23 protein-coding genes are annotated in these 25219 nt (G+C 34.6%); 19 read left to right on the top strand and 4 right to left on the bottom strand.

Annotated elements, in window-relative coordinates:
- Window positions 1-10: 10 nt before the first annotated feature.
- Window positions 11-676, top strand: coding sequence for a uracil-DNA glycosylase (gene ung, locus ACFSQS_RS03310; protein ID WP_388014059.1), 666 nt, complete (start codon window positions 11-13; stop codon window positions 674-676).
- An 18-nt stretch (window positions 677-694) separates the two neighbouring features.
- Here ung and ACFSQS_RS03305 read toward each other — a convergent pair whose 3' ends face one another.
- A complete protein-coding gene (locus ACFSQS_RS03305) occupies window positions 695-871 on the bottom strand; it encodes a hypothetical protein (RefSeq protein ID WP_388014056.1) in 177 nt (58 codons plus the stop codon).
- 148 nt (window positions 872-1019) lie between these two features.
- Window positions 1020-2126 carry a C1 family peptidase gene (locus ACFSQS_RS03300; RefSeq protein WP_388014053.1) on the bottom strand — a complete coding sequence of 369 codons (1107 nt, stop codon included), beginning with the start codon at window positions 2124-2126 and terminating at the stop codon, window positions 1020-1022.
- 54 nt (window positions 2127-2180) lie between these two features.
- Between ACFSQS_RS03300 and ACFSQS_RS03295 the strand changes: the two genes are divergently transcribed.
- From ACFSQS_RS03295 to ACFSQS_RS03250, 10 genes are all read left to right on the top strand, one after another.
- Complete coding sequence (locus ACFSQS_RS03295) at window positions 2181-3020, top strand: 1,4-dihydroxy-2-naphthoyl-CoA synthase (RefSeq protein ID WP_388014050.1); 840 nt, start codon at window positions 2181-2183, stop codon at window positions 3018-3020.
- Entirely contained in the window at window positions 3021-3923 is a 903-nt protein-coding gene (gene menA, locus ACFSQS_RS03290) for a 1,4-dihydroxy-2-naphthoate octaprenyltransferase (protein ID WP_388014047.1), read from the top strand.
- 34 nt (window positions 3924-3957) lie between these two features.
- Entirely contained in the window at window positions 3958-4635 is a 678-nt protein-coding gene (locus ACFSQS_RS03285; RefSeq protein WP_388014044.1) for a metal-dependent hydrolase, read from the top strand.
- Window positions 4636-5673 carry an o-succinylbenzoate synthase gene (locus tag ACFSQS_RS03280; RefSeq protein ID WP_388014041.1) on the top strand — a complete coding sequence of 346 codons (1038 nt, stop codon included), beginning with the start codon at window positions 4636-4638 and terminating at the stop codon, window positions 5671-5673.
- Window positions 5673-6659, top strand: a complete 987-nt coding sequence (locus ACFSQS_RS03275) for a CPBP family intramembrane glutamic endopeptidase (RefSeq protein WP_388014038.1) — start codon at window positions 5673-5675, stop codon at window positions 6657-6659. The genes ACFSQS_RS03280 and ACFSQS_RS03275 overlap by 1 nt, the downstream gene beginning before the upstream one ends.
- On the top strand, window positions 6643-7764 hold the full coding sequence (locus ACFSQS_RS03270; RefSeq protein ID WP_388014035.1) for an AMP-binding protein: 1122 nt from the start codon (window positions 6643-6645) through the stop codon (window positions 7762-7764). Before ACFSQS_RS03275 ends, ACFSQS_RS03270 begins: the two co-directional genes overlap by 17 nt.
- A gap of 49 nt (window positions 7765-7813) precedes the next feature.
- A complete protein-coding gene (gene sppA / locus ACFSQS_RS03265) occupies window positions 7814-9577 on the top strand; it encodes a signal peptide peptidase SppA (protein WP_388014032.1) in 1764 nt (587 codons plus the stop codon).
- A 304-nt stretch (window positions 9578-9881) separates the two neighbouring features.
- On the top strand, window positions 9882-10292 hold the full coding sequence (locus ACFSQS_RS03260; RefSeq protein WP_388014029.1) for a T9SS type A sorting domain-containing protein: 411 nt from the start codon (window positions 9882-9884) through the stop codon (window positions 10290-10292).
- A 138-nt stretch (window positions 10293-10430) separates the two neighbouring features.
- Window positions 10431-12740 (top strand): YfbK domain-containing protein, encoded by a 2310-nt coding sequence (locus ACFSQS_RS03255; RefSeq protein ID WP_388014026.1) that lies wholly within the window; start codon window positions 10431-10433, stop codon window positions 12738-12740.
- A 90-nt stretch (window positions 12741-12830) separates the two neighbouring features.
- A complete protein-coding gene (locus ACFSQS_RS03250; protein WP_388014023.1) occupies window positions 12831-13799 on the top strand; it encodes a carboxylesterase family protein in 969 nt (322 codons plus the stop codon).
- Here the strand turns inward: ACFSQS_RS03250 and ACFSQS_RS03245 are convergent, their stop codons facing one another.
- Window positions 13800-15428, bottom strand: coding sequence for an acyl-CoA carboxylase subunit beta (locus tag ACFSQS_RS03245; RefSeq protein WP_388014020.1), 1629 nt, complete (start codon window positions 15426-15428; stop codon window positions 13800-13802).
- Window positions 15429-15724: 296 nt separating this feature from the next.
- Here ACFSQS_RS03245 and ACFSQS_RS03240 point away from each other — a divergent pair, with 296 nt between their 5' ends.
- From ACFSQS_RS03240 to ettA, 3 genes are all read left to right on the top strand, one after another.
- Window positions 15725-16255 (top strand): NADPH-dependent FMN reductase, encoded by a 531-nt coding sequence (locus ACFSQS_RS03240; protein ID WP_388014017.1) that lies wholly within the window; start codon window positions 15725-15727, stop codon window positions 16253-16255.
- A gap of 153 nt (window positions 16256-16408) precedes the next feature.
- Entirely contained in the window at window positions 16409-16591 is a 183-nt protein-coding gene (locus ACFSQS_RS03235) for a CAL67264 family membrane protein (protein WP_388014014.1), read from the top strand.
- Between the two features lie 110 nt (window positions 16592-16701).
- Window positions 16702-18393 (top strand): energy-dependent translational throttle protein EttA, encoded by a 1692-nt coding sequence (gene ettA / locus ACFSQS_RS03230; protein WP_388014011.1) that lies wholly within the window; start codon window positions 16702-16704, stop codon window positions 18391-18393.
- Between the two features lie 386 nt (window positions 18394-18779).
- Here ettA and ACFSQS_RS03225 read toward each other — a convergent pair whose 3' ends face one another.
- Entirely contained in the window at window positions 18780-19052 is a 273-nt protein-coding gene (locus ACFSQS_RS03225; protein WP_388014008.1) for a hypothetical protein, read from the bottom strand.
- A gap of 338 nt (window positions 19053-19390) precedes the next feature.
- On the opposite strand from ACFSQS_RS03225, the gene ACFSQS_RS03220 reads away from it, so the two are divergent.
- From ACFSQS_RS03220 to ACFSQS_RS03200, 5 genes are all read left to right on the top strand, one after another.
- On the top strand, window positions 19391-20737 hold the full coding sequence (locus tag ACFSQS_RS03220; protein ID WP_388014005.1) for a microtubule-binding protein: 1347 nt from the start codon (window positions 19391-19393) through the stop codon (window positions 20735-20737).
- Between the two features lie 242 nt (window positions 20738-20979).
- Window positions 20980-22041: a hypothetical protein gene (locus ACFSQS_RS03215; protein ID WP_388014002.1), complete on the top strand. Its 1062-nt coding sequence runs from the start codon at window positions 20980-20982 to the stop codon at window positions 22039-22041.
- Window positions 22042-22132: 91 nt separating this feature from the next.
- A complete protein-coding gene (locus ACFSQS_RS03210; RefSeq protein WP_388013999.1) occupies window positions 22133-22492 on the top strand; it encodes a four helix bundle protein in 360 nt (119 codons plus the stop codon).
- Window positions 22493-22564: 72 nt separating this feature from the next.
- Window positions 22565-24529 (top strand): AAA family ATPase, encoded by a 1965-nt coding sequence (locus ACFSQS_RS03205; protein WP_388013996.1) that lies wholly within the window; start codon window positions 22565-22567, stop codon window positions 24527-24529.
- A gap of 105 nt (window positions 24530-24634) precedes the next feature.
- The gene (locus tag ACFSQS_RS03200; protein WP_388013993.1) at window positions 24635-25219 is read left to right on the top strand and encodes an NUDIX domain-containing protein; all 585 of its coding nucleotides are present in this window, start codon (window positions 24635-24637) and stop codon (window positions 25217-25219) included.

The following is a 25219-nucleotide window of genomic DNA, read 5'->3' as shown; positions in this document are numbered from 1 at the left end:
TACTTAAAAGATGAATGTAGAAATACACCCCAGTTGGAAACCTTTTTTGCAAACCGAATTTAATAAAGCTTATTTTGAAACTTTAATCGATTTTGTTAAACATGAATATGTAAATGAAACATGTTTTCCGCCAGAAAATCAAATTTTCAATGCTTTCAATCGGTGTCATTTTGAAGATGTTAAGGTTGTAATAATTGGGCAAGATCCGTACCATGGTATTGGGCAAGCAAATGGTTTATGTTTTTCGGTAAACCAGGGTATTGCTCACCCGCCCTCGTTAATTAATATTTTTAAAGAGATAGAAAAAGATGTATCGATTCCATATCCTAAAAGCGGAGACTTAATACGTTGGGCAAATCAAGGGGTTTTATTGTTAAACGCCACCTTAACGGTAAGGGCGCACCAAGCGGGAAGCCATCAAAAAAAAGGTTGGGAATTATTTACAGACGCAGTAATAAAGCTAATAAGTACTAATAAAGAAGGTGTAGTGTTTTTGCTTTGGGGCGGTTTTGCAAAGCGAAAAGAAAAATTAATAAATACAGCCAAACACCATGTTTTAAAGTCGGGACACCCATCTCCACTTAGTGCTAATAGAGGTTATTGGTTTGGAAATAAGCACTTTAGTAAAGCCAATTTGCTATTAAAACAAAAAGGTTTAAAAGAAATAGTTTGGTAAAAAAAAAATGCAGAAACATTAACTTCCTGTTGGGGCAAGTTTTTCAGATTCTTGTTTTAAAACAATAGCAGGTTTAAAAACAATGGGTTTCTTATTTACTTTTGCAGTACTATTTGTTTTGTTGCTGCTAAATTTTAGCAATAAAAAATTTATGGTAACCAGTACAGAAATTGAGATAGTAATTGTTAGTAACATGATAGCGTTTGGGTTTTGATTATCGGCAAAATACAAAAAAACCTAGTTTAAATGCATTTTTGAGCACAAAAAATTTAATTCTGCGCAAAAATAATAAATAAAATATTACAAACAATAGTTTTTTATCTTATTTTCTTATCACTTTATCTCAATTCAATATTTTTTTTGGCACCACATCTTTATGCACCATTATAGAGATGGTTTTTAATTTAAAGTAAGCTTCGCTCATATATATATAACCATTATGGGCAACGCGGTCTGGGTTATTTCCCCAAGAATTTTTTACCTTATAATAAGTTGTGCCATTTTGATCTTTTAACATGCCAGTAATGTGCATTAAATGGTCGTCGGTGGTGTTGTAATTTTCAAATTCCTGTTGCCTTAAAACTTGGCTGATGGTTTTTTCTGACATTATTTTAGTTAAAGCATCTTTGTTGTTAACTTCATCTTTTGGTATAACTGCCAAACCGTGTTTAGACGAAAAGGTTTTTTCGCTCACATCGCAATCTAATGCAATGCTGTAACCTGCTTTTAAAGCTGTATTTGTAATATTTACCAAATCATTTAATTCAACATTTAAAAACGAGCCATTTGAGAAATTATCAGGAATATTCAATATAAAATTAGAATAATAAGGTTTATGAGAAAACGATGTAATGCTTATGTAATCTTCAGGATCTATTTTGGTCATTTCTAAAAACGATTTTGGTGTATATTGCACACCATCATAATTAAAAGTAGATATGTTTTTACCAAGATAAGTATCTAAAACACTTTCGGTTACTTGTTTCCATTTAGGTGATAACTGTTTCCCAGGATTATCTATAAATACATTCAACAGTCCTTTTAAAACGGCTATCATTTCTGCGTGATTATGCCTTAACGCATCGGTTTCCAAACCAGAATATGCCACATTTGGCACCAAACCATAATCTGCAACGCTATTAATAACATCGTGGGCTAAACCCCCTTCGCTAAACTGTGCTTTCCCTTGGCGCATAATATAGTTCCAAGCTTTTTTTGGGTAGGTGTTTCTAACAGTGTACATTTCAGACAAATCAATTTTCTTACCTGTTTTACGCATAATTTCACTCTCTAAAAAAGATGACACCGAAAAACTCCAGCATGTTCCTGTATTGCCTTGAGAAATTACATCGGTTGTTTCTAAATCTATTACAGTTTCAAATTCATAAGATTGTGAATAATTTATTAGCGAAACAAAAATTAAAATAAGGGTAGAAATGCTCTTTTTCATAATGAAATAAGTGTTTTAAAGAAATAAAATTTATTTTTGACTAAAATATAAAAAATGGAGCAAGCAAACTGGGTAACGGCCAAAGAATATCAAGATATTACTTATAAAAAATATAACGGAGTAGCAAGAATTGCGTTTAACAGGCCCAATGTTAGAAATGCGTTCCGGCCAAAAACAACAAGCGAATTGTACGATGCGTTTTACGATGCCAATGAAGATGTAAATATTGGTGCGGTTTTATTATCTGCCGAAGGCCCATCAACCAAAGATGGTATTTGGAGTTTTTGTTCGGGCGGCGACCAAAAAGCCAGAGGGCATCAAGGCTATGTGGGAGAAGATGGTTACCATCGTTTAAACATTTTAGAAGTGCAACGCCTCATTCGTTTTATGCCCAAAGCAGTAATTGCCGTGGTACCAGGTTGGGCTGTTGGTGGCGGACATAGTTTGCACGTTGTGTGCGATTTAACTTTGGCCAGTAAAGAACACGCCATTTTTAAGCAAACCGATGCAGATGTAACGAGTTTTGATGGCGGTTACGGATCGGCTTATTTAGCAAAAATGGTGGGGCAAAAAAAGGCACGAGAAATTTTCTTTTTAGGAAGAAACTATTCTGCACAAGAAGCTTTCGAAATGGGTATGGTAAATGCCGTAATTCCGCATAATGAATTAGAAGATACCGCGTACGAATGGGCACAAGAAATATTGGCAAAATCGCCAACCTCTATTAAAATGTTGAAATTTGCTATGAATTTAACTGATGATGGCATGGTAGGGCAACAAGTTTTTGCAGGCGAAGCAACCCGTTTAGCGTACATGACCGATGAAGCCATTGAAGGCAGAAATGCTTTTCTTGAAAAACGTAAGCCTAATTTTGATAAAAAATGGATTCCGTAAATGAAAAATATCTCACTTTGGATTTCAACCATGCGTTTACGAACGCTACCACTATCGGTTTCCGGCATTATTTTGGCCTCTTGTTTGGCGGCTTATAATGGCTATTTTAATTGGAAAATATGCATTCTTGCCACTTTAACAACACTTAGTTTGCAGATACTCTCTAATTTGGCAAACGATTTTGGCGATGGCATTAAAGGCACCGATAATAATGATAGAATTGGGCCAGAACGCGCCATTCAAAGTGGTAAGATTTCGCCACACAAAATGTTTAATGCTATAAAAATTAATATTTTAATTTCAATAGTATTAGCTTTTGCGCTTATATTTTCGGCTTTTGGGGTTAAACATTTTTTACTCACCATGCTTTTCTTTGCTTTGGGAATTGCCAGTGTTGTTGCAGCTATGCGCTATACCATAGGCGATAAGGCGTATGGTTACAGAGGTTTAGGCGATGTTTTTGTATTTGTTTTCTTTGGTTTGGTAAGCGTAATGGGCTGTTATGTACTGTATGCAAAAACCTTGGACCACGTGGTGTTTTTACCCGCGTGTACCATAGGTCTGTTAAGCATGGGCGTGTTAAATTTAAATAATATGCGCGATATAGTTTCAGATGAAAAATCAAACAAAATAACGCTAGCTGTAAAATTGGGTAAGGCCAACGCTAAAATCTATCATACGGTACTTATATTATCAGCTATAATTTTATCGGCTTTATTTGGTGTTTTGTATTATACATCGCCTTTAAATTTAATTTTTATGGTGGCCTATATTCCATTAATCGTTCATTTAAAAAAAGTAATCACAAATAAATCGCCCAAATTATTAGATCCAGAATTAAAAAAACTGGCTTTAACAACTGTCTTGTTAGCTATTTTAATGGGAATTGGGCATTTGTTATAGTTTTTCGTATTTTTCTGATAAAATTTAAGAACACATGAAAATCACATTTTACGGACATGCCAGTTTAGGCATTCAAATAGCAGACACACATATTCTTGTAGATCCATTTATAACCGGAAACCCAAAAGCTTCGAATATTGATGTTAATTCGCTTAAAGCAGATTATATTTTGATAACACACGCGCACCAAGATCATATTTTAGATGTTGAAGCTATTGCAAAACGTACGAACGCCGTTATTGTTTCTAACTACGAAATTGTAACGCGTTTTGGTAAATTAGGGCTTGAAGGCCACCCAATGAACCATGGCGGCACTTGGGATTTTGAATTTGGAAGCGTAAAGTACGTTAATGCCATTCATAGCTCATCTTTTCCCGATGGTTGTTATGGTGGGCAACCCGGCGGCTTTGTAATAGAGGGCGAGCACAAAAATATTTATATAGCTGGCGATACGGCGTTGACTTTCGATATGAAATTGATTCCGCTTCAAACCAAATTAGATTTGGCGATTCTTCCGATAGGCGATAATTTTACCATGGGAATTGATGATGCTATTTTAGCAAGCGATTTTCTGGAATGCGATAAAATTTTAGGCTGCCACTTTGATACCTTTGGTTATATTGAAATAGACCATGAAGTGGCAAAACGTAAGTTTTTTGAAAAAAATAAAGATTTGATGCTTTTAGAAATTGGTGAAAGTTTAGAGTTGTAAATGTTAACAGCATCCTACCACAAATACATTTTAAACTTTAAACAGGCCAGTGGCACCTCGCGAGGTGTTTTAAAAACCAAAGAAACCTGGTTTATTGTTTTAAAACGCAGCGGAAAAAAAGGTATTGGCGAATGCGGTTTATTTAGAGGTTTATCTGTCGATGATGTACCCAATTACGAAGAAAAACTTAAATGGGTCTGTAAAAATATAAATTTAGGCTTCGGTATTTTAGCAAATGAGCTTGTCGCGTTTCCCAGCATTCAGTTTGGATTGGAAACCGCTTTTAAATCTTTAGAAAGCGAAAATAAATTTGAATTATTCCCATCCGAATTTACTAAAAGCAAAGCTTCAATTGATATTAACGGATTGATTTGGATGGGGTCTGAAAGTTTTATGAAGCAACAAGTAAAAGATAAAATTTCAGACGGATTTAAATGTATAAAAATGAAAATTGGAGCGATTGATTTTCAAAAGGAAATTAATCTCATAAAATCTATTCGACAAGAATTTTCAGCAAAAGACATCGAATTACGTGTTGATGCCAATGGCGCTTTTAAAAAAGAAGAAGCTTTAGAGAAACTTAAATTATTATCAGATTTCGATTTACATTCCATCGAGCAACCCATAAAACAGGGGCAAACAGAAGCGATGGCAAAATTATGCGAAACCACACCATTGCCCATTGCTTTAGATGAGGAATTAATTGGGGTTTTTTCTGTAACAAAAAAGCAAGAATTGCTACAAACCATAAATCCGCAATACATTATTTTAAAACCGAGTTTAGTTGGTGGTTTTAAAGGAAGCGATAAATGGATTAAAACAGCAGAAAACAACAACATAGGCTGGTGGATAACCAGTGCTTTAGAAAGCAATATTGGGTTAAATGCCATAGCGCAATACACTTTTACAAAGCAAAGTAATTTGCCGCAAGGCCTTGGCACCGGGGCCTTATTTACCAATAATTTTGATAGCCCATTACAGGTAAAAAACGGTACTTTGCAATACAATAATAATTTAAAATGGAAATTTAATTTATAATGGATTATATACAACAAGCTTATAAGGTGTTGCACGATTGGTGGCGGTATTTGGTTGGTACAATTCTTGTTTTTTTTGCGTGGCAATTAATAGGCATGATTCCTTTGATGCTTACCATAGGAATTAAAATTGTTAATGGCGATAAGATTCCAGGAGATATACCACAAATGGTATCGCTTTTAGGTAATAACCTGTTTTTGTTTTTAATGCTTTTTTCGTTTGCAATTGGTTTGGCAGGTTTATTTTTTACAACTAAATTTTTGCACAACCAATCTATAACCCACCTTACAACGGCTAGAAAAAAAATAGATTGGAAACGGTTTTGGTTTATATTTTTTCTTTGGGGCATAGTGTCTAGTGGTTTTGTGCTTATAGATTATTTTTTCTTGGCACCAGAGAACTATATACTTAACTTTAAATGGCAACCCTTTTTAATTCTATGCGTCATTGCCATTGTATTGGTACCATTGCAAACCAGTTTTGAAGAGTATTTTTTTAGGGGTTATTTAATGCAAGGTTTCGGTGTTGTTTTAAAAAACAAATGGGCGCCATTGCTTATTACGTCTGTGGGTTTTGGTTTGTTACATATTGCAAACCCCGAAGTTGAAAAATTGGGTTATATCATTATGGTCTATTATATTGGCACAGGCTTGTTTCTTGGCATAATAACCTTAATGGACGAAGGTTTAGAGCTGGCTCTAGGTTTTCATGCGGCTAACAATTTATTTACAGCTTTGTTGGTTACCGCAGATTGGACGGCGTTTCAAACCGATTCTATACTAAAAGATATATCCGATCCAGAAAAAATGGGCTTAGCAGAAATATTTGTTCCGGTGTTTGTAATATTTCCAATTTTTCTTTTCATATTATCTAAAAAATACAATTGGACCAATTGGAAAGAGCGTTTGTTGGGCAATGTCGTAGAACCACCAAAAGAAAATTATAAAATTTTAGAAGATATAGGAAAACATGATTCCAAATTATAATAAAGTACATTTAAAATTTAAGCTCAACGGAGTTTATTATTCGTACAACGATTTAAACGAAGTCGCTTATAGTTTTGTAAAAGAAGGCCGCCCGTTCGAGCAAAGTATTGGCAACTTTCTGCTAGATTGGTTAGATAAAAACGATTATATAACCGTAAATACATCAGGCTCCACAAGTAAGCCAAAACCCATAAAAATAAGTAAACAGGCCATGGTTGATTCTGCCATAGCCACAGGCGATTTTTTAAATTTAAAACCAGGCAATAAGGCTTTATATTGTTTGCCGGCACATTATATTGCTGGTAAAATGATGCTGGTAAGAGCCTTGGTTTTAGGCTTGGAATTAGATTTGACTCAGCCCACATCGCAGCCCATTTTCGACTACGAAATGCACTACGATTTTGCGGCTATGGTACCCATGCAACTGGAAAAAATTTACCGATATTGCGATAACATAAAAAATATTATAGTTGGTGGTGCTCCAGTTTCAATTACTTTAAAAAAAGCTGTTAAAGACATTAAATCAAATGTTTACGAAACCTACGGAATGACCGAGACCATAACGCACATTGCATTAAAAAAACTTAATAATTATTCGTCATTGCAAAGCGATAGCAAGCCAGAATTAAACACAGTTAAAGTGAGCCAATCTGTTAAATCTTATTTCAAAACATTACCCAATATATCAATATCTCAAGACCAACGTGGTTGTTTGGTAATCAATGCACCTCGAATTTCAAAAGACACTATAATAACCAACGATATTGTAAAATTGTATTCTGATACCACATTCGAGTGGTTGGGGCGCCACGATAATATCATAAATTCTGGTGGTGTTAAATTAAGCCCGGAAAAAATCGAGGCCAAACTTCAGGATAAAATAGAGCAACGCTTTTTTATAGCCTCGGAAAAAGATGAAAGACTGGGCGAACATTTAATTCTGGTAATAGAGGGCGATTCAAATAAAATGGATAACACTATTTTTTCAAACTTGGATAAATATGAAAAACCCAAGGCTATTTACCACATAAACCAATTTGTCGAAACGGCTTCAGGCAAAATTCAGCGTAGCAAAACCCTAAATCAATTAAAAATTAAAAATTAGTTGTAACATTGCCAAAAATCTATCCACTAATCGTAAAATTCAATACCAAATGAACTTTTTAAAACGCGTTCTATCTACCGTAACAGGTATTTTTGTATTCCTCTTTATTTGTTTCGCATTACTTATAGTAATTGGGTTATTTGCAGGCTCGTCAGCAGATCAAAACATTATTGTTAAAAATAATTCGGTGCTAAATCTAAAACTCGATTTTCCTATAAAAGACTATGCCGGAAAAACCGTTTTTAAGCACTATCCTTTTTTAGATGAAGACAGAAAAGATGGCCTTTTCAATATAATTGAAGCTATAAAATATGCTGAAACCGATGATAAAATCAAAGGCATTTCCATAGAAAATAATTTTATTCAAGCAGGCTATTCGCAAACCAAAGCCATAAGAGACGCACTTTTGGAGTTTAAAAATTCTGGTAAATTTATTGTCGCCTATGCCGATATTTTTACCCAAAAAGATTATTACTTAAGCTCTGTAGCCGATACTATTTATATAAATCCGGTTGGTATGATGGAGTTTGGGGGCTTATATACAGAACGTTTGTACTTTAAGGATTTTCAGGAAAAGTCTGGTATTAAGATGGAAGTCATTCGCTTAGGTAAATACAAAAGCGCTGTTGAACCTTATTTAGAAAATGAAATGAGCGCTAATAACCGAGAGCAAATCAAAGGCTATTTAAATGGCATTTGGAGCACCGTTAAAAATGAAATTTCAGCAAGTAGAAACATACCAGTTGAAAGACTAAACACTGTGGCAGATAGCTTATTATCAAGAACCGCAACTTTAGCAAAAGCATCAAAAATGATTGATAAAATTGCTTATTACGACGAGTTTGAAAATGGTTTAAAGCATGCAATTAATTTAGAGGCTTCAAAAAAAATAAACACCATTTCCATAAGCGACTATGCGGTACACACCGCCAATAAACAAAAAACAAATACAAGCACCAACAAAATAGCGGTTATTTATGCCGAAGGCGAAATTATATACGGCGAGGGCGACGAACAATTTGTGGGGCAAGGTGCCATGAACCGCTCGCTAAAACAAGCCCGGGAAGACAATAAGGTAAAAGCCGTGGTTATCCGAATTAATTCCCCAGGCGGAAACGCTTTGGCAAGCGAACTTATTTGGCGCGAAATAGAACTAACCAAAAAAGTAAAACCCGTTATTGTGTCTATGGGTAATTTGGCAGCTTCTGGCGGATATTATATAGCTTGTAATGCCAACAAAATTATTGCAGAACCAACAACCATTACCGGTAGTATTGGTGTTTTTGGTATGTTGCCAAATGTAAAAGGGTTGGCAGATAAATGGGGCATAAACGCAGAACAAGTCGCTACCAACAAAAATACAATTCCATATAGCTTTTTTGAGCCTATGGGCGAAGCACAAGAAGCGTTTATAAAAGAAAGTATTGGCGATATTTACGATTTGTTTATTACTAGGGTTGCAGCAGGTAGAAACATGGGGCAAGACGATGTAAAAGCCATTGCTCAAGGTAGAGTGTGGACTGGTGTTGATGCCCTAAATAATGGTTTAATTGATAAACTTGGTGGATTGGATGTGGCACTAGAATATGCCGCCCAAGCAGCAGAAATTAAAGATTATAAAATTAAAGAATTACCAGTTTTTGAAAAAGATCTCGAAAAAATATTGCAAAGTTTTGGATTGGCAAAAGCAAAAGATGCCATTTTAAAGGAAGAATTAGGCGAAGCCAATTACAAAATAATGCAAGACATTAAAGCGATGTCGCAACGTAAAGGCATCCAGTTGTTGTTTCCTTTTGATATTGAGATAAAATAGTACTATATATTTATTGAAACAAAAAGGTTGAGCTAAAGTAAAGCTTGACCTTTTTTGATTACTCTTACAAAGACCAATCATTAACAACCATGAAAAAGTTTTACCTTTAATATTGTTTTTTTTCTGTTAACGTTTATTTTGTACAGTCTAAATCTTTATTGTAAAAAACTTACAAAAACTAATATTAGTCATATTATACAAGTTTTAAATAAGGTAATTTCTTTTAAAAATAATTCTTACAAAATTTTAATCAACCTATTAGTTGTTTTTGCATCTAATAGGTATAGCCTTAAAATATAAAACCATGAAATATTTAGTCATTTTATTAATAGGAATTTTAATCACTAATTGTTCAGATAACAACAATGAAGACATTTTATTGGACAAATGTAATGATGGCACGCTAGTTAAAGAGCTAACAGAAGATATTCCAGCTGTATATCCTAACCCTTCGGATACTGAGTTATTCATAACCAATTCCACAGCAAACAATACCAGACTGACGACTGACTCGGAAACCAATAATTCTCTAGAAGATTTAGGGCCAATAACATTGGAACTATATGACTTTGTTGGAAATAGGATTATAAATCAAAAGTTTAACAAAAGAGATGGTAGTCCAAAATTGGATGTTTCACATCTTAAAAAAGGAATTTATATACTAAAGATAAAAGCAAAAGAAGTTGATGAAACCCATCAGGTAATAATAAAATAAGTTAGTGCAGAAAGAGGCTGATTGAAAATCAGCCTCTTTCTTTTTAGTTAACTCACTCAAAAGCACACTTCACTCATTGCTGGTTTTTTAATACATGGTTTGATTATAGTTTTATGCTAAACTTAAAAATCGACTATTATGGAAACGGTATTAAAATTCATTCTTGTATTAATGGTTTCAATGCAATTACCAGCACAAGAAAAACTAATTTCAGGACAAGTAACATCGGCAAGTGATAACTACCCTTTGCCTGGGGCTAGCATTACTTTAAAAGGAACTGCTGTTGGTGTTCAAACTAATTTTGATGGTTATTATCAAATTAAAGCAAAACCAACAGATGTTTTAGTGTTTACTTATGTTGGTTTTGTTACACAAGAAAAAAAAGTAGGCAGCCAAAATACTATATCTGTAGCTTTAAATGAAGATGTTGCGCATTTAGATGAAGTTATCGTTACTGGTTACGGTACCACAACACGTAAATCTTACCCGGCATCGGTAGCTCAAATTAAAAGGCAAAAACAAAAGGCTTATCATAATAAATTAGCTGGTCAAATTCAATCTACACCAGTTACCCAAGCTTTGCAAGGCAAGGTTTCTGGAGTTCAGACTCCTCAGGTTTCAGAGAAGCCTAAATCGAACACTCAAATCGTTATTAGAGGAAATGCGTCCATATCAAAAGGAAGAGAACCATTAATAGTTATAGACGGGGCAGTAAGTTCTTATAATGTTATGAATCATTTAAAACCTGAAGATATTCAAAATATTAGTGTATTAAAAAATGCGAGTGCAGCTTCATTATATGGAAGCCGAGGAAATAATGGTGTAATAGTAATTTCTACAAATAAAAGTAAAACTGTTGAAGCGCCTTTGTATATTATTGACGGTGTTCCAATTAAAAAAGCGAATAATCATATTATTAAAAATTTATCGAAATCTGATATAGAAAGTGAAAAGAAATACAATAAAGCTGATGCCAAGAAAAAATTCGGTAAAATAGCCAAACACGGATGCATTGTAATTACCACGCACCAAGGAAATTTTAGAATTGACAACAATGAGAGTTACGCCGTTATTGAAGAAAATAGCTTTGAAAGAACAGCCCTTTCTCCACTATCTACTTTCTCCATTGATGTTGATAAGGCTTCGTACAGCAATATAAGGCGCATGATTAATAACGGCATGTCAATTGAACCTGATGCTGTTAAAATTGAAGAAATGATTAATTATTTTAATTATAATTATCCACAACCTACTAATGAGCATCCGTTTTCTATCAATACCGAAGTTTCAAAAACACCTTGGAATACCCATACTAAAATCGTGAAAATCGGTTTGCAAGGCAAAACATATTCCAACCAAGCATTGCCAGCATCAAACCTTACGTTTTTAATTGACGTTTCGGGGTCAATGGGATCTCAAAACAAATTACCGCTTTTAAAATCGGCTTTTAAGTTGTTAGTCAGTCAATTACGAGAAAAAGATAAAGTGTCAATTGTTGTTTATGCAGGAGCTGCAGGCATAGTTTTAGAACCGACTTCGGGAAAGCACAAAGAAAAAATATTATCGGCTTTAAACAACTTAAATTCTGGCGGATCTACGGCTGGTGGCGCGGGTATAAAACTAGCTTATAAATTAGCTGAAAAACATTTTAAGAAAAATGGAAATAACAGAGTGGTTTTAGCAACAGATGGCGATTTTAATGTTGGTGCTTCCAGCGATAAAGCAATGGAAAAGTTAATTGAAGAAAAGCGTAAGTCTGGAGTTTTCTTATCTGTTTTAGGGTTTGGTTACGGAAATTATAAAGATTCTAAACTTGAAACTTTAGCCAATAAAGGCAATGGTAACCACGCCTATATTGATAATATGCAAGAAGCTCAAAAGGTTTTTGGAAAAGAATTTGGAGGCACGCTTTTTACCATTGCAAAAGATGTGAAAATTCAAGTTGAATTTAATCCAAATAAATTACAAGCTTACAGATTGATTGGTTATGAAAACAGGATGTTGGCCGATGAGGATTTTATTGATGATACCAAAGACGCTGGCGAATTAGGAAGCAAACATACCGTTACAGCGCTTTACGAGGTTATTCCTGTTGGTGTTGAAAGTAAGTACTTAAAAGATGTGGCCGATTTAAAATATACTAAAACAACAATAAATACTGATTTTTCAGATGAATTATTTACAGTTAAGTTTCGATATAAAAAGCCTGATGGCGACAAAAGCATTGAGATGATTCATGTACAAAAAGATGAAGTTTCAGAAGCTTCAGAAAATTTAAAATTTGCCTCTGCTGTAGCACTATTCGGTATGCAATTACGTCAATCCAAATATAAAAATAGCACAAATATAGATGATGTTATAAATTTAGCAAACCTAGGGCGAGGTTATGATAAAGATGGTTATAGAGCAGAGTTTATTAGGTTAGTTTCCGCTTATCAAAACTTGTAATTTTATAAATAAAAGTTTAAATCTAATCTTACAGAAAAAAACAATTTCTCTATTTAAAAACCTTATATTTATTTTCCATAAATTAAACACATGAAAAATGCATTTTGCTTATTATTTTGCATCGTAAGTATAAATATATTTACAGCGCAACAAACCAATGAAAAATTTATTATCGAAGAACAATACCTAAAATACTTACCAGAACAATACGAAGAAGATTTAGATAAAAAATGGCCGTTATTAATTTTTCTGCACGGGTCTGGAGAACGAGGAACTGATATTGAAAAAGTTAAACTTCATGGGCCGCCAATGCTTGTTGAAAAAGGGAAACACTTTCCTTTTATTATAATATCTCCACAAGCTAAAATTCGTTGGGATGAAAATGTATTGCATCAAATAATTACTAACTTTATTGAAAATAATAGAGTTGATACCGATAGGATTTATTTAACAGGTTTAAGTTTAGGAGGGCATGGCACATGGAATTTAGCTCAAAAATACCCAGAAATGTTTGCAGCAATAGCACCTATTTGCGGTTGGGGAAATATTGAAAAAGCTTGGAAACTTAGGCACATGCCTGTATGGTGCTTTCATGGTGAACTGGATACAGTTGTACCTCTTTCTGCTTCAAAAAATATGATTAATGCTTTAAGGCCAATAAACCCTAAAGTTAAATTTACAGTGTATCCAGAAATTTACCATGATGCTTGGAAACAAGCTTATAATAACCCGAAATTATATGATTGGTTTTTAAAGCAAAAAAAACATACACACAAAGCTATTAAATTGCCATTAAAAACATTGATGCAATATGTTGGCACTTATGATTTTGAAATGGGTAATTTTAAAACAAAAAGTATCGTTTCAGTAGAAGATGGAAAACTGGTTATTAAAACAGGACAAAGCACAACACCACTTATTCCATCAAGTAAGGACACTTTTTTTATTAATAAAAATCAGCTTATCGAATATAAATTCATAAAAAATAAAAAAGGTGTAGTCGATAAAATTCTATTTTATTATGATGATATATATACTATGCCTAAAAGCAAAGATTAATTACACCTGCAAAACACCCAAATTAAACTGTTTCTCAATAGGAGCGTGATTTGCTGCTTCAATGCCCATAGAAATCCATTTTCGGGTATCCAACGGATCTATAATGGCATCGGTCCAAATTCGTGCGGCCGCATAATAGGGCGATACCTGGTTGTCGTACCTATCTTTTATTTTTTTGTAAAGTGCGTCTTCTTTTTCTTTTGTGAATGTTTCGCCCTGTTTTTCAAGCGAAGCTTTTTCTATTTGCAACAACACTTTGGCAGCAGAATTTCCGCTCATAACGGCGAGTTCTGCACTAGGCCACGCCACAATAAACCTTGGGTCGTAGGCTTTACCACACATGGCATAATTTCCTGCACCATAAGAATTACCGATAATTATGGTAAATTTTGGCACCACCGAATTACTAACCGCATTTACCATTTTAGCACCATCTTTAATAATGCCTCCGTGTTCAGATTTACTTCCAACCATAAACCCGGTAACATCTTGTAAAAATACTAGTGGTATTTTTTTCTGGTTGCAATTGGCAATAAACCGTGTGGCTTTATCTGCGCTATCGTTATAAATAACGCCGCCAAATTGCATTTCGCCTTTTTTGGTTTTCACCAATTTGCGTTGGTTGGCCACAATACCTACCGCCCAACCATCAATACGGGCATAACAAGTAATAATGGTTTGCCCGTAGCCTGCTTTATATTCATCGTATTCAGAATTATCGACCAAGCGTTTTATAATTTCAAACATATCGTATTGATCGGCTCTCGATTTTGGAACGATGCCATAAATATCCTCAGGATTTTTCTTAGGTTTTTTTGCATCACTTCGGTTAAAACCTGCTTTATCAAAATCGCCTATTTTATCTATAATATTTTTAATGGTATCTAAAGCATCGGCATCATCTTTGGCTTTATAATCGGTAACCCCAGAAATTTCGCAATGTGTTGTGGCGCCGCCCAAAGTTTCGTTATCAATAGTTTCGCCAATTGCCGCTTTTACTAAATAACTACCTGCTAAAAAAATACTTCCGGTTTTATCAACAATCAAAGCTTCATCACTCATAATGGGTAAATACGCGCCACCGGCAACACAACTGCCCATAACCGCAGCAATTTGGGTAATGCCCATGCTGCTCATAATGGCATTGTTTCTAAAAATACGTCCGAAATGTTCTTTATCCGGAAAAATTTCATCTTGCAGGGGTAAATACACGCCAGCAGAATCTACCAAATAAATAATAGGCAATTTGTTTTCAATAGCAATTTCCTGTGCTCTTAAATTCTTTTTTCCGGTAATAGGAAACCAAGCGCCCGCTTTAACAGTAGCATCGTTAGCAACCACAATACATGGTTTGCCTTTTACGTAACCTATTTTTACCACCACCCCACCAGAGGGGCAACCGCCGTGTTCTGCGTACATATCCTCGCCGGCAAAAGCAGCAATTTCAATAGATTTTTCATTGGTATCTAAAAGATAATCAATGCGTTCGCGCGCTGTCATTTTTCCTTTGGCTTTATGCTTTTCAATACGCGACTTTCCGCCGCCAAGGCTAACTTTTGCTAGTCTTTTGTTTAATTCGGAAAGTAGAAGTTTGTTATGATCTTCGTTTTTATTGAAGTTGATATCCATAATCTAGTTTTAATGCACGCTAATCTACAAAAGATATTTATCCTTAGAAAGTATGAATCTTTTTTTAATTTTAGATGAATTTAATTTAAGGGTAAACTTTAAAATTTAAGTTTGTTATTAATATATTTGAAAAAATAAAATTTGATTGTTCAATTTGTCATAAATTTAAAAATTCAATGATTTTATCATTCCGAGGAAAAGAGGAATCCTTTTGATTATTAAAGATTCTTCACTTCGTTCTGAATGACAAAAACATAAATATGCATGATTACGGATATTCAGAAATAAAATTATAGATGAAAAACATAATTGCCTTTGCGGGAAGTAACAGTAAAACCTCGATAAATAAACAGTTAGCAACTTATGCAGCAAGTTTAGTTGTAGATGTAAATACGACCATTTTAGATTTGAATGATTTTGAATTGCCACTTTTTGGGGTAGATTTAGAAAATGAAATAGGGATTCCAGAGCCAGCCCACGAGTTTTTGAAATTGATAAAAGAATCTGACGGTATCGTTTTATCGCTTGCCGAACACAATGGCGCGTATTCTACAGCATTTAAAAATATATTCGATTGGGTGTCGAGAATTGACGGAAAGCTTTGGAGCAACAAACCCATGTTGTTAATGGCTACCTCTCCGGGAGAACGTGGTGGTGCATCGGTTTTGGCCATAGCCCAAGATCGTTTTCCTAGGCACGATGCCAATATTGTTGAAACATTCTCTTTACCATCGTTTAATGATAATTTTTCTGACGGAAAATTGATAAATGAAGAATTAAATAACGATATAAAACGCAAGGTTGAATTATTTAAAAAATCATTATAGTCTAGCATAACATACAACCAAACCATACCAGATTACAATACGTTAATATGGGCATATTAAAACAGTTAATAAAAAAGCATCCTTTAAGGGGTGCTTTTTTTAAGTAAATAAACGATATTTGCTTTTAGACTAACCATCAAAAAAAAAACAATTATGGCAATGAACAAAAACACAGTATTAGCTTGGGCTACATGGATTATGATATTTGTAGGCTTAAGCTTAATAGGATTAGGTGCATTTAGGTACGACGATGTTGCAGGTTGGGGATTTGCAGCTGTTGGAGGCGGCTTTTTCTGTATAGCCTGGGTGTTTAATGCTTTAAAAGGGCGCGTTTAAATAATAGTAAATTAATTGCTGTTCAAATATCAGTTATGCATTGGTGTCATTTTTTTGCACTATCGAATTAAACTATAAAAAACAATAAATAGAACATAAAAAATAGCTTTATGAGCGACGATAAAAAAATAATATTCTCAATGTCTGGTGTTACCAAGACGTTCCCTAGTGCTAATACGCCGGTTTTAAAAAATATTTATTTAAGTTTTTTCTACGGTGCCAAAATAGGAATCCTTGGTTTAAACGGTTCTGGTAAATCTACTTTGTTAAAAATAATTGCTGGCGTTGATAAAAATTACCAAGGCGATGTGGTGTTTTCTCAAGATTATTCGGTGGGTTATTTAGAGCAAGATCCAAAGCTAGACGAGAATAAAACCGTTATGGAAATTGTACGTGAAGGGGCAGCAGAAACCGTAGCCATACTTGATGAGTACAATAAAATTAACGATATGTTCGGGTTAGAAGAAGTGTATTCTGATGCCGACAAAATGGAAAAACTCATGAACCGCCAAGCAGAGCTTCAAGACCAAATTGATGCAGCAAACGCTTGGGAGCTCGATACCAAATTGGAAATTGCCATGGATGCACTGCGAACACCTGATGGCGATAAAAAAATCTCTGTTTTATCAGGAGGTGAGCGTCGTCGTGTAGCATTATGCCGTTTACTTTTACAAGAACCTGATGTGTTGCTTTTAGACGAACCAACAAACCATTTAGATGCAGAATCTGTACATTGGTTAGAGCATCATTTGGCCCAATATAAAGGTACTGTTATAGCTGTAACGCACGATAGATACTTTTTAGACAATGTTGCGGGATGGATTTTAGAGCTCGATAGAGGCGAAGGTATCCCCTGGAAAGGCAACTACTCTTCTTGGTTAGATCAAAAATCTAAACGTATGGCTCAGGAAGGAAAAGTAGCTTCTAAACGTCAAAAAACACTTGAGCGAGAGTTGGAGTGGGTGCGTCAAGGCGCTAAAGGGCGGCAAACCAAACAAAAGGCCCGATTGAAGAATTACGATAAATTAATGAGTCAAGACCAAAAGCAACTGGACGAAAAGCTCGAAATATATATTCCAAACGGACCACGTTTAGGCACTAATGTTATTCAAGCTATTGGCGTAAGTAAAGGTTATGATGATAAATTACTTTACGAAGATTTAAACTTTAACCTGCCTCAAGCGGGAATTGTGGGCGTTATTGGACCAAACGGCGCAGGTAAAACCACAATTTTTAGAATGATAATGGGCGAGGAAACTCCAGATAAAGGTGAGTTTAAAGTAGGCGATACCGCAAAAATTGCTTATGTAGATCAGAACCATTCCAACATAGATCCAGAAAAAACGATTTGGCAAAACTTTAGTGACGAGCAAGAGTTGATTTTGATGGGCGGTAAGGAAGTAAATTCAAGAGCCTATTTAAGTCGATTTAACTTTTCTGGTGGCGAGCAAAATAAAAAGGTAAAATTACTTTCTGGAGGAGAACGTAACCGATTGCATTTAGCAATGACACTTAAAGAAGAAGGCAACGTATTACTTTTAGACGAGCCAACTAACGATCTTGATGTTAATACGTTACGAGCTTTAGAAGAAGGTTTGGAGAACTTCGCGGGTTGTGCCGTTGTAATTAGTCACGACCGTTGGTTTTTAGATAGAATTTGTACACACATTTTAGCTTTTGAAGGCGATAGTCAAGTATATTTCTTCGAAGGCAGTTTTTCTGATTACGAAGAAAATAAAAAGAAACGTCTTGGTGGAGATTTAATGCCAAAACGAATAAAATACAAGAAATTAATACGATAAACACTAACTAAAGAGGTTGTCTGAAAAACTCTATTAGATTTAATTTGTCAGGTTGCACTTGTTGAAACCGATACCGATTGTGAGTAATTTAAAATAATTCGACAAAGTTTGTGCTTAGCGCATCCAAACTTACTTATTATGTAGAATTAGACTTTGCAGACAGCTTCTTTTTTTATTTGTAGATGTGAGTTGACCCTAATTTGAAATCTGATGCTTTGTCTATACTTTCTATAACTTTATAATTATCTTTAAAAGTATTCAGTTCATTTTCAATAGACAATTCATGTTCATTTGAATAAAGAATTTTTTTAGATAATATTCCTATTACAAGTACAATTATCAAAAAAATCATTGTAAAAATTAACTCAATCATTATCTTTTTTTAGTTATTTCTTACCATACATATGCCCATCGGTAAAATCTTTGTATGGTTTTTCGTTTTCATCCTCAATGGTAGTGTCCATATTGTTTAAGCGTTCGTTTTCTTTTTTAAGCAAATAAGATTTTCTAACACCAAGAATCAATAGAAAAGAGAAAATAATAACAACAATAATTAAAACGGTTACAATATCAATTTGACTAATCAAGGGAGTGCACAATAGTGAGAGCGTTGTGTAATATATAAGCATTTCTAGTGCCTTATTTAAAGTTAATAGCATTTCAAATATAGTGCTTTTTACAATTTAACACAATTACCAACTCTACATTTTTGTAATTATGTTTTTTGTAATAAGTTAAAAACCTAGGTGTTTATTGCGCTAAGGCAAAAAAAATATTCTAAAAAAAGCCATTTTGCATAACCGTGTAACATTTTACAGGTTTTACGCACCTATAAATTAGGCAGACTTTATTTTTTAAAGGAAATTATTATTTGTTTTTAGAATTAATATTTTTTACCGAAATTGCTTGTCCGTAAAATTGTTCAACCCATACCAATTATTGTTTCTAATAAAGTAATAAAATTAAATAATATGCGGTATAAAACACAACATATAACATGTCAGATGATTTTGATTTATTGGAAACCTCGTCAAACGAAAAAAAAGAAAAAGTAGATGTCAATTGGGGAAAAGCCATTGATACGATGAAATCTAAATTATCTCAAGAAGATGATCCGGAAGTCCGTCAAAAAATATTAAATGCCACTTTAGATGATGTGGTGCACATGGCTGAAAAAGACAGAACCACACTTTTAGATGCCATTAAAGATTTAACCGATTACCAAGATGAAGTTGGTATTATTTTCGAAAAATTCTCATCACTTAATGCAACAGAGCAAAAAGTAATTGACGATGCACAAAAAGCTTTGGAACGTGCGCGAATAGAATTAGAGGATGCCAAAAACAAACCAGACACTTGGTGGAATAACCTTTGGGGACGAAAAAGTAAAATTAAAAAAGAAGAACAAGAGTTTAAAGCTGCCGAAAAAGTACGCGCTGGCGCCGATAATAAAGCCAAAGCCATGTTTCAAGAGCGTATTGAAAGTGCTGATGTACAAACGCTTTTAAGTGAGTTGTCTTATAAGAGTCAAGCCGCGGTTTCCCGTTTAAAAAACAGGGAAGTAGAGATAAAAGAAGTTGAAGAAAAGCTTAAAGATGCTATTGTTGAAGCTTCTAAAAACCACACAAAAGCCTTAGAGAAAAAGAAAGAAGTCGAGGCAAAATTAGAAGAGCAGTATGCCTTATTAAAACAAGCGCGCCAAGAGTTAGAAGATATTGCCGATAAACAATCTGCCGAATATGCCGAAGCTATTGGTAAAATAACCACTTTAGAGCAAAAAGTTGAAGAACTTGAAGGTCTTAAAAACGCTTATACTACGCTCGCTGCAAGTAAAGATAGTTTTGTACATAAACATAATTTAACCATTAAAGTATTAACATCGTTACGCAGCAATTTGCAAACGCATCGTGCTAAATTAAAAAGTGATACCGAAGAACGCCTTAAATATTACGATGGTTATGTAGTGGCGTTAAAAGCTAGAACCGACCAGGAATTTGCTGCTATTTTAGAGCATTTAGGTGTAAAAACCGACGAGCATATTGGCGAAACCTTAGCATCAATGCATACGGCAAGTGCCAAGGCACGACAAGATATGATGGACAATATTCCGGTGCACGAAAAAGTGATGCAAGGTGTTTATAGTAGTTATGCCGAGGCTTTACAGGAAATCCGCGCGAAGGATAGCGATATACAAAAGAATTTTGCAGAGCGCTACGGCATCGATATGAAAGCCATTTTTGAAGATTATTATAACGCCGATACCAACAAACCAGCTGGCGATGGAGGCAAAGTTGAAAAAACCAACCCAAAACCAGAGGCTAACGATGATGATTTGTTAAGCTAATAACAATTTTGTCATTCCCGCGCAGGCGGGAATCTCATCGAATGAAGTTAAATAATTTAAATGCGTAACGTTTTTCCGCGTTAGGGATTGAACGGTATGTTTGAGCTCCCCGACGTAGGAGGGAGCGAGTAGTGAAAGCCCGACCACTTGCACTGAGCGCAGTCGAAGTGTTGTGGTAACGCCCAAATTAATTTTATAACGTATTTCTGAAAATTCGTGAAATTCGTGTCAAAAGAAAATAAATGTCCATAAACCATATTGTTACACCATTGGATTCTGCTGTTCTCGATTCTAAAGAGCATTATGTTTTCTATCATAAAATGGTCGATTTTGCTTTTAAGGAATTGATTGTTGCCGTTCAACGCCAAAAGATTTGTAATGACGTTGAGGTGCAATTGTTTAAGCAATACTGCGATTTGTTATTGTACTCTATTGAAGCCATGCGCATTAAATACATGTACGACCACGAGGATAATATGAAGGTGGATTTAACGTATTCTGGGTTTCCCAATTATTTGGAATTTAGGTATTTGTTTAACGATTTGGAGTTGCGCGACGAGTATTTAGGCAGATTAACCCCTATTAGTGATTTAAAGGCGCAGTTTTTAAATACGCTGATGCATAAAAAGGAGCCGATTAAGAAAAGTAAATTGTTTCAAGCGGCATCGATAGTGTATTATTCGTCGGTTAAAAAGGAATATATTTTTAATCGGTTTGTGCAAGGTAAAATATTGCAAGCCCCGGAAAATTCGGCTGGAGATTTGCTGATTAGTTGGAGTTTTTATGATGTATCGCATAACCGACCCTTTATATGTTTTATGTATTTTAATTATGATGGGAAAGATGTAAACGATTATAAAGATGATATTTACGAGGTTTTAAAAACGGTTGCCGATAGAGATATGGCGTTAGATATGATGGCCCATACTATAGACAGAAAATTGCCAAAAGTTTTGCCAAAACTTATAAAACGTATTGATTTAGGCCCGATGCATAACGTGTTTGCTAAAGATGAAAACGGTATTACGCATATTATTTTAGAGGCTATTGGTAAAAAGGAAATCCCGTTGGAATCGTATGCTATTTCGTTACGATTGGATGAAGTAAAATCGGATAGCGAATTTAAAGAAGGTGGTTTTTTTAGCAAGCAAACCTTACAAAAATGGGATGCTGTTTTTAATAAAAAATATGTTTTTGCACCGCACAGAATTATTCAATTATTATATAACAAAACACCAGAGATTATGAATGGGCTTGAAAAAGCGCCGATTGAAGTCAGCAATTTGAATTTAAGTAAGCAGTAAGCAGTCGGCAGTAAGAAGTCTTGTCTTTGGTTCAAATTATGTTTATTAATAATTATAATGACTAAAATGTAAAACGGTTTAAAATAAAAAAATGAGTTTTAAAACTTTATTAGCATATCAAAAAGGTTTTGACTTAGCCATGGAAATTTTTCATTTAACTAAAACGTTTCCCAAATCTGAGCTGTTTAGTTTAACATCTCAAATTACTAAATCAAGTAGGGCTGTCTGTTCAGCAATAGCAGAATCATATAGAAAACGACAATATGAAAAACATTTTAAAAGCAAATTATCTGATGCGGATAGTGAGAATTCAGAAACCCAATTATGGCTTGATTTTGCAGTAGCATGTGAATACATTTCAGAAGACAAAAGAATCGAATTGCAAAATAAAAGCGAAGAAATAGGGAAACTATTACATTATATGATGCAAAACCCTGGTAAATTTAGATAAATATATTAAGGATTCATTTTTACATAATTAATTGACTGCATACTGAATACTGCCAACTGAAGACTAAAAAAAATGGAACACAACTCAACATTCCCCATAAAACTAACCGAACTTGATATGCTTCGTGATGAAGCGGCATCCTATTTAAAATCGATACAATGGGAGCAAGGTGCTCGTGCAAAAAATAGAGATAAAGATGCTAAAGACGAATCTATTTTACTGTATTTATCGCGTGCCAATAATGGAACGAATGCTTCCGAAATAACATCGGTTTCAAAAACTATTCTTGCTTTAAAAAAGCGGCTGTTACCAGATTCGGTCGCCATTCCTATTTATTTGAATCAGACTTTGTATGCCGTTCAAGAAGGTATCACTTTGGGTATTTGGATTAAAGATAGTTATTACGATGCTTCAGGTTTATCGAGTTTGAATGAAAACAAATCGGCTTTAGATAATAACGGAAAGCGCGAGTTTGAAAGTAAAATGCACACTGCCACAGCGTTTATGTTATTCGCTACGGCATACAAAATTTTACACGATTTAAAACCACATGCTTCAGACGATTTAAGTGTGATGAAACAGAAGTTTGCAGGTATTCCTGAGGTGTCTTTAATGTCGCCATTAAAAGGTGTTTCGTGTAGTTTGTTTTATTTTGATAAGTATTTGGGGCACCCAGAAATTGTGAAGTCAGATAAAGATGTTATCGATTTTACAGTGGTTTATTTTGAAGCGCTAATTGATGAAATTCAACTTAGAAAAAGTTCTTTAGAATACACCGAAACCATTGAAGACAGAACTTATAAATTAGAAAAATCAGAATTTGCAGTATCGGGTTGGAACAATGTGTTTTCAGGAACTGCTAAAAGCATCGAGTTCAATAAAATCCAATTCGAACAAATTGTTGGTAATCGTGATGCAAAACATTTTGCGCGCCGTTTAACCGAGCGTATGTTGAGTTACGATTTTATTGCCAAAAAAAATCCGTTTCAAGAATTAGGTGGGTTTATGCCAGTATTTATGGGCTACGGTATTCCAGGAACAGGAAAATCTATGCTAATTGCAGCTATTGCAACACGACTAAAAGAGCATTGCGATAATTTAGATATTCCGTTTTTGTTTCACCCCATGCCAGATACTTTAATTAGTACGTTTCAAGGTGGTTCTGCCGAAAAGATGGTAGAATGGATGAAACCTTTGCAAGACCCATCAAAACTTATTTTTGCCCCAATCGATGATGCCGAAAATAATTTGCAAGAGCGTACGGCGCAGGGTGTTTCGGCGGGTGTAAAAGAAGTTATTGGCGTATTTTTAAGATATACCGAAGGTGCTTATGCGGTAAATTACGGCAACAGTTCTATCGGGCTGTTTACCAACCTTCCAGAAATGTTGGATAAAGCTGTAATTTCTCGTGTTCAAGGGCGTTTTAAAATTGATGGTGCTCGTACCGAACACGACTTTTTAGATCAAGATTATATTTGGTGGAAAAAGTTTGATAAAACGATGCCAAACTTTGTGAATATGCAAAACCCGCTGGGCTACAAATATTTGGCCGATCAAGGGTTGGCGAAAAGCATGGGCGATATTTTAAATGCTATTGAAAAACCATCGGAAGAACGCGTTTTAGAAGCTTTTGATAAAGCGGATAAAATGCACGACACTAACGAACATCTGTTTTATGCGAGTTTGTACAAAGAAATTCAGAAGATATTTCCGTTCTTTTCTTCGCGCGATGTTAGGAATATTCAATCGGCAATATCATTAAGATTAACCGATTTTGATTTGGAAACCGATTGGTTTGAAAACCCTGAAATATATTTTAAAAAAGATTACGATACCAAATTCGGCATGCTTCAAGAATTGATGAAAGCGAATATGAAAGGATTGGATTTTTCTGAGATAAGAAAGCAAGAAGTAGTTAGATATTTAGACAATGTAGCTACAATTGCTGATACCGATTTTAAACGAAAAGTTGATGCCAGAGTAAATCAATTGAATATTGAAACTGAAGCTAGAGAGCAATTTGAAAATAACCAGTAATGAGTTTGTCATTCCGAACGAAGTATGAGGAGGAATCCCGTAATTATAAGATTTCTCGTCGTTCATACTTCACTCTGTCTAAATGACAACCGATTGTAAAATTTAATGAACAGAATAAAAAACATAACATCAACCGTATTATCGCAATTTTGGGGCAAATTGGAACGTATAGATTTCGATTTTAAATTTAAAAACGGTAATTGGAAACGCTTAGCTCACGAAGCCTATGGCAAAAGTGATGGTGTAGCGATATTGATATATAATGCGGAAACAAAAAAAGTCATTTTATCAAAACAATTTAGAATACCTGTTTATATTTCAGGAGTTTCAGAAGGTGTTTCTATTGAAGTTTGCGGTGGCGCTATTGACGAGGGTGAATCGCCAGAAACAACCGTTATTAGAGAAGCCAAAGAAGAATTGGGGTATCATATTTCAAATTTAAAAGCTATAAATACCGTGTTTTTATCCCCAGGAATTGTTAGAGAACGCGTGCATCTTTTTATTGGCGAATATAAAGATGCCGATAAAATTGATAATAGCGGTGGCGGTTTGGAAATTGAAGGTGAAGAAATTGAAGTGATGGAAATATCTTTTGATAAAGCGATAGAAATGATAGATTCACAAGAGATTATTGATGCGCGAACTATTATGCTGTTGCAGCATCTTAAGATTAAAGGATTGTTAAGTTAG

Origin of the sequence: Gelatiniphilus marinus, assembly GCF_042684345.1 — a bacterium.
Classification (GTDB): Bacteria; Bacteroidota; Bacteroidia; order Flavobacteriales; family Flavobacteriaceae; genus Gelatiniphilus; species Gelatiniphilus marinus.
The sequence above is the reverse complement of the archived record's forward strand: the minus strand, read 5'-3'. Positions and strand labels throughout refer to the sequence as shown.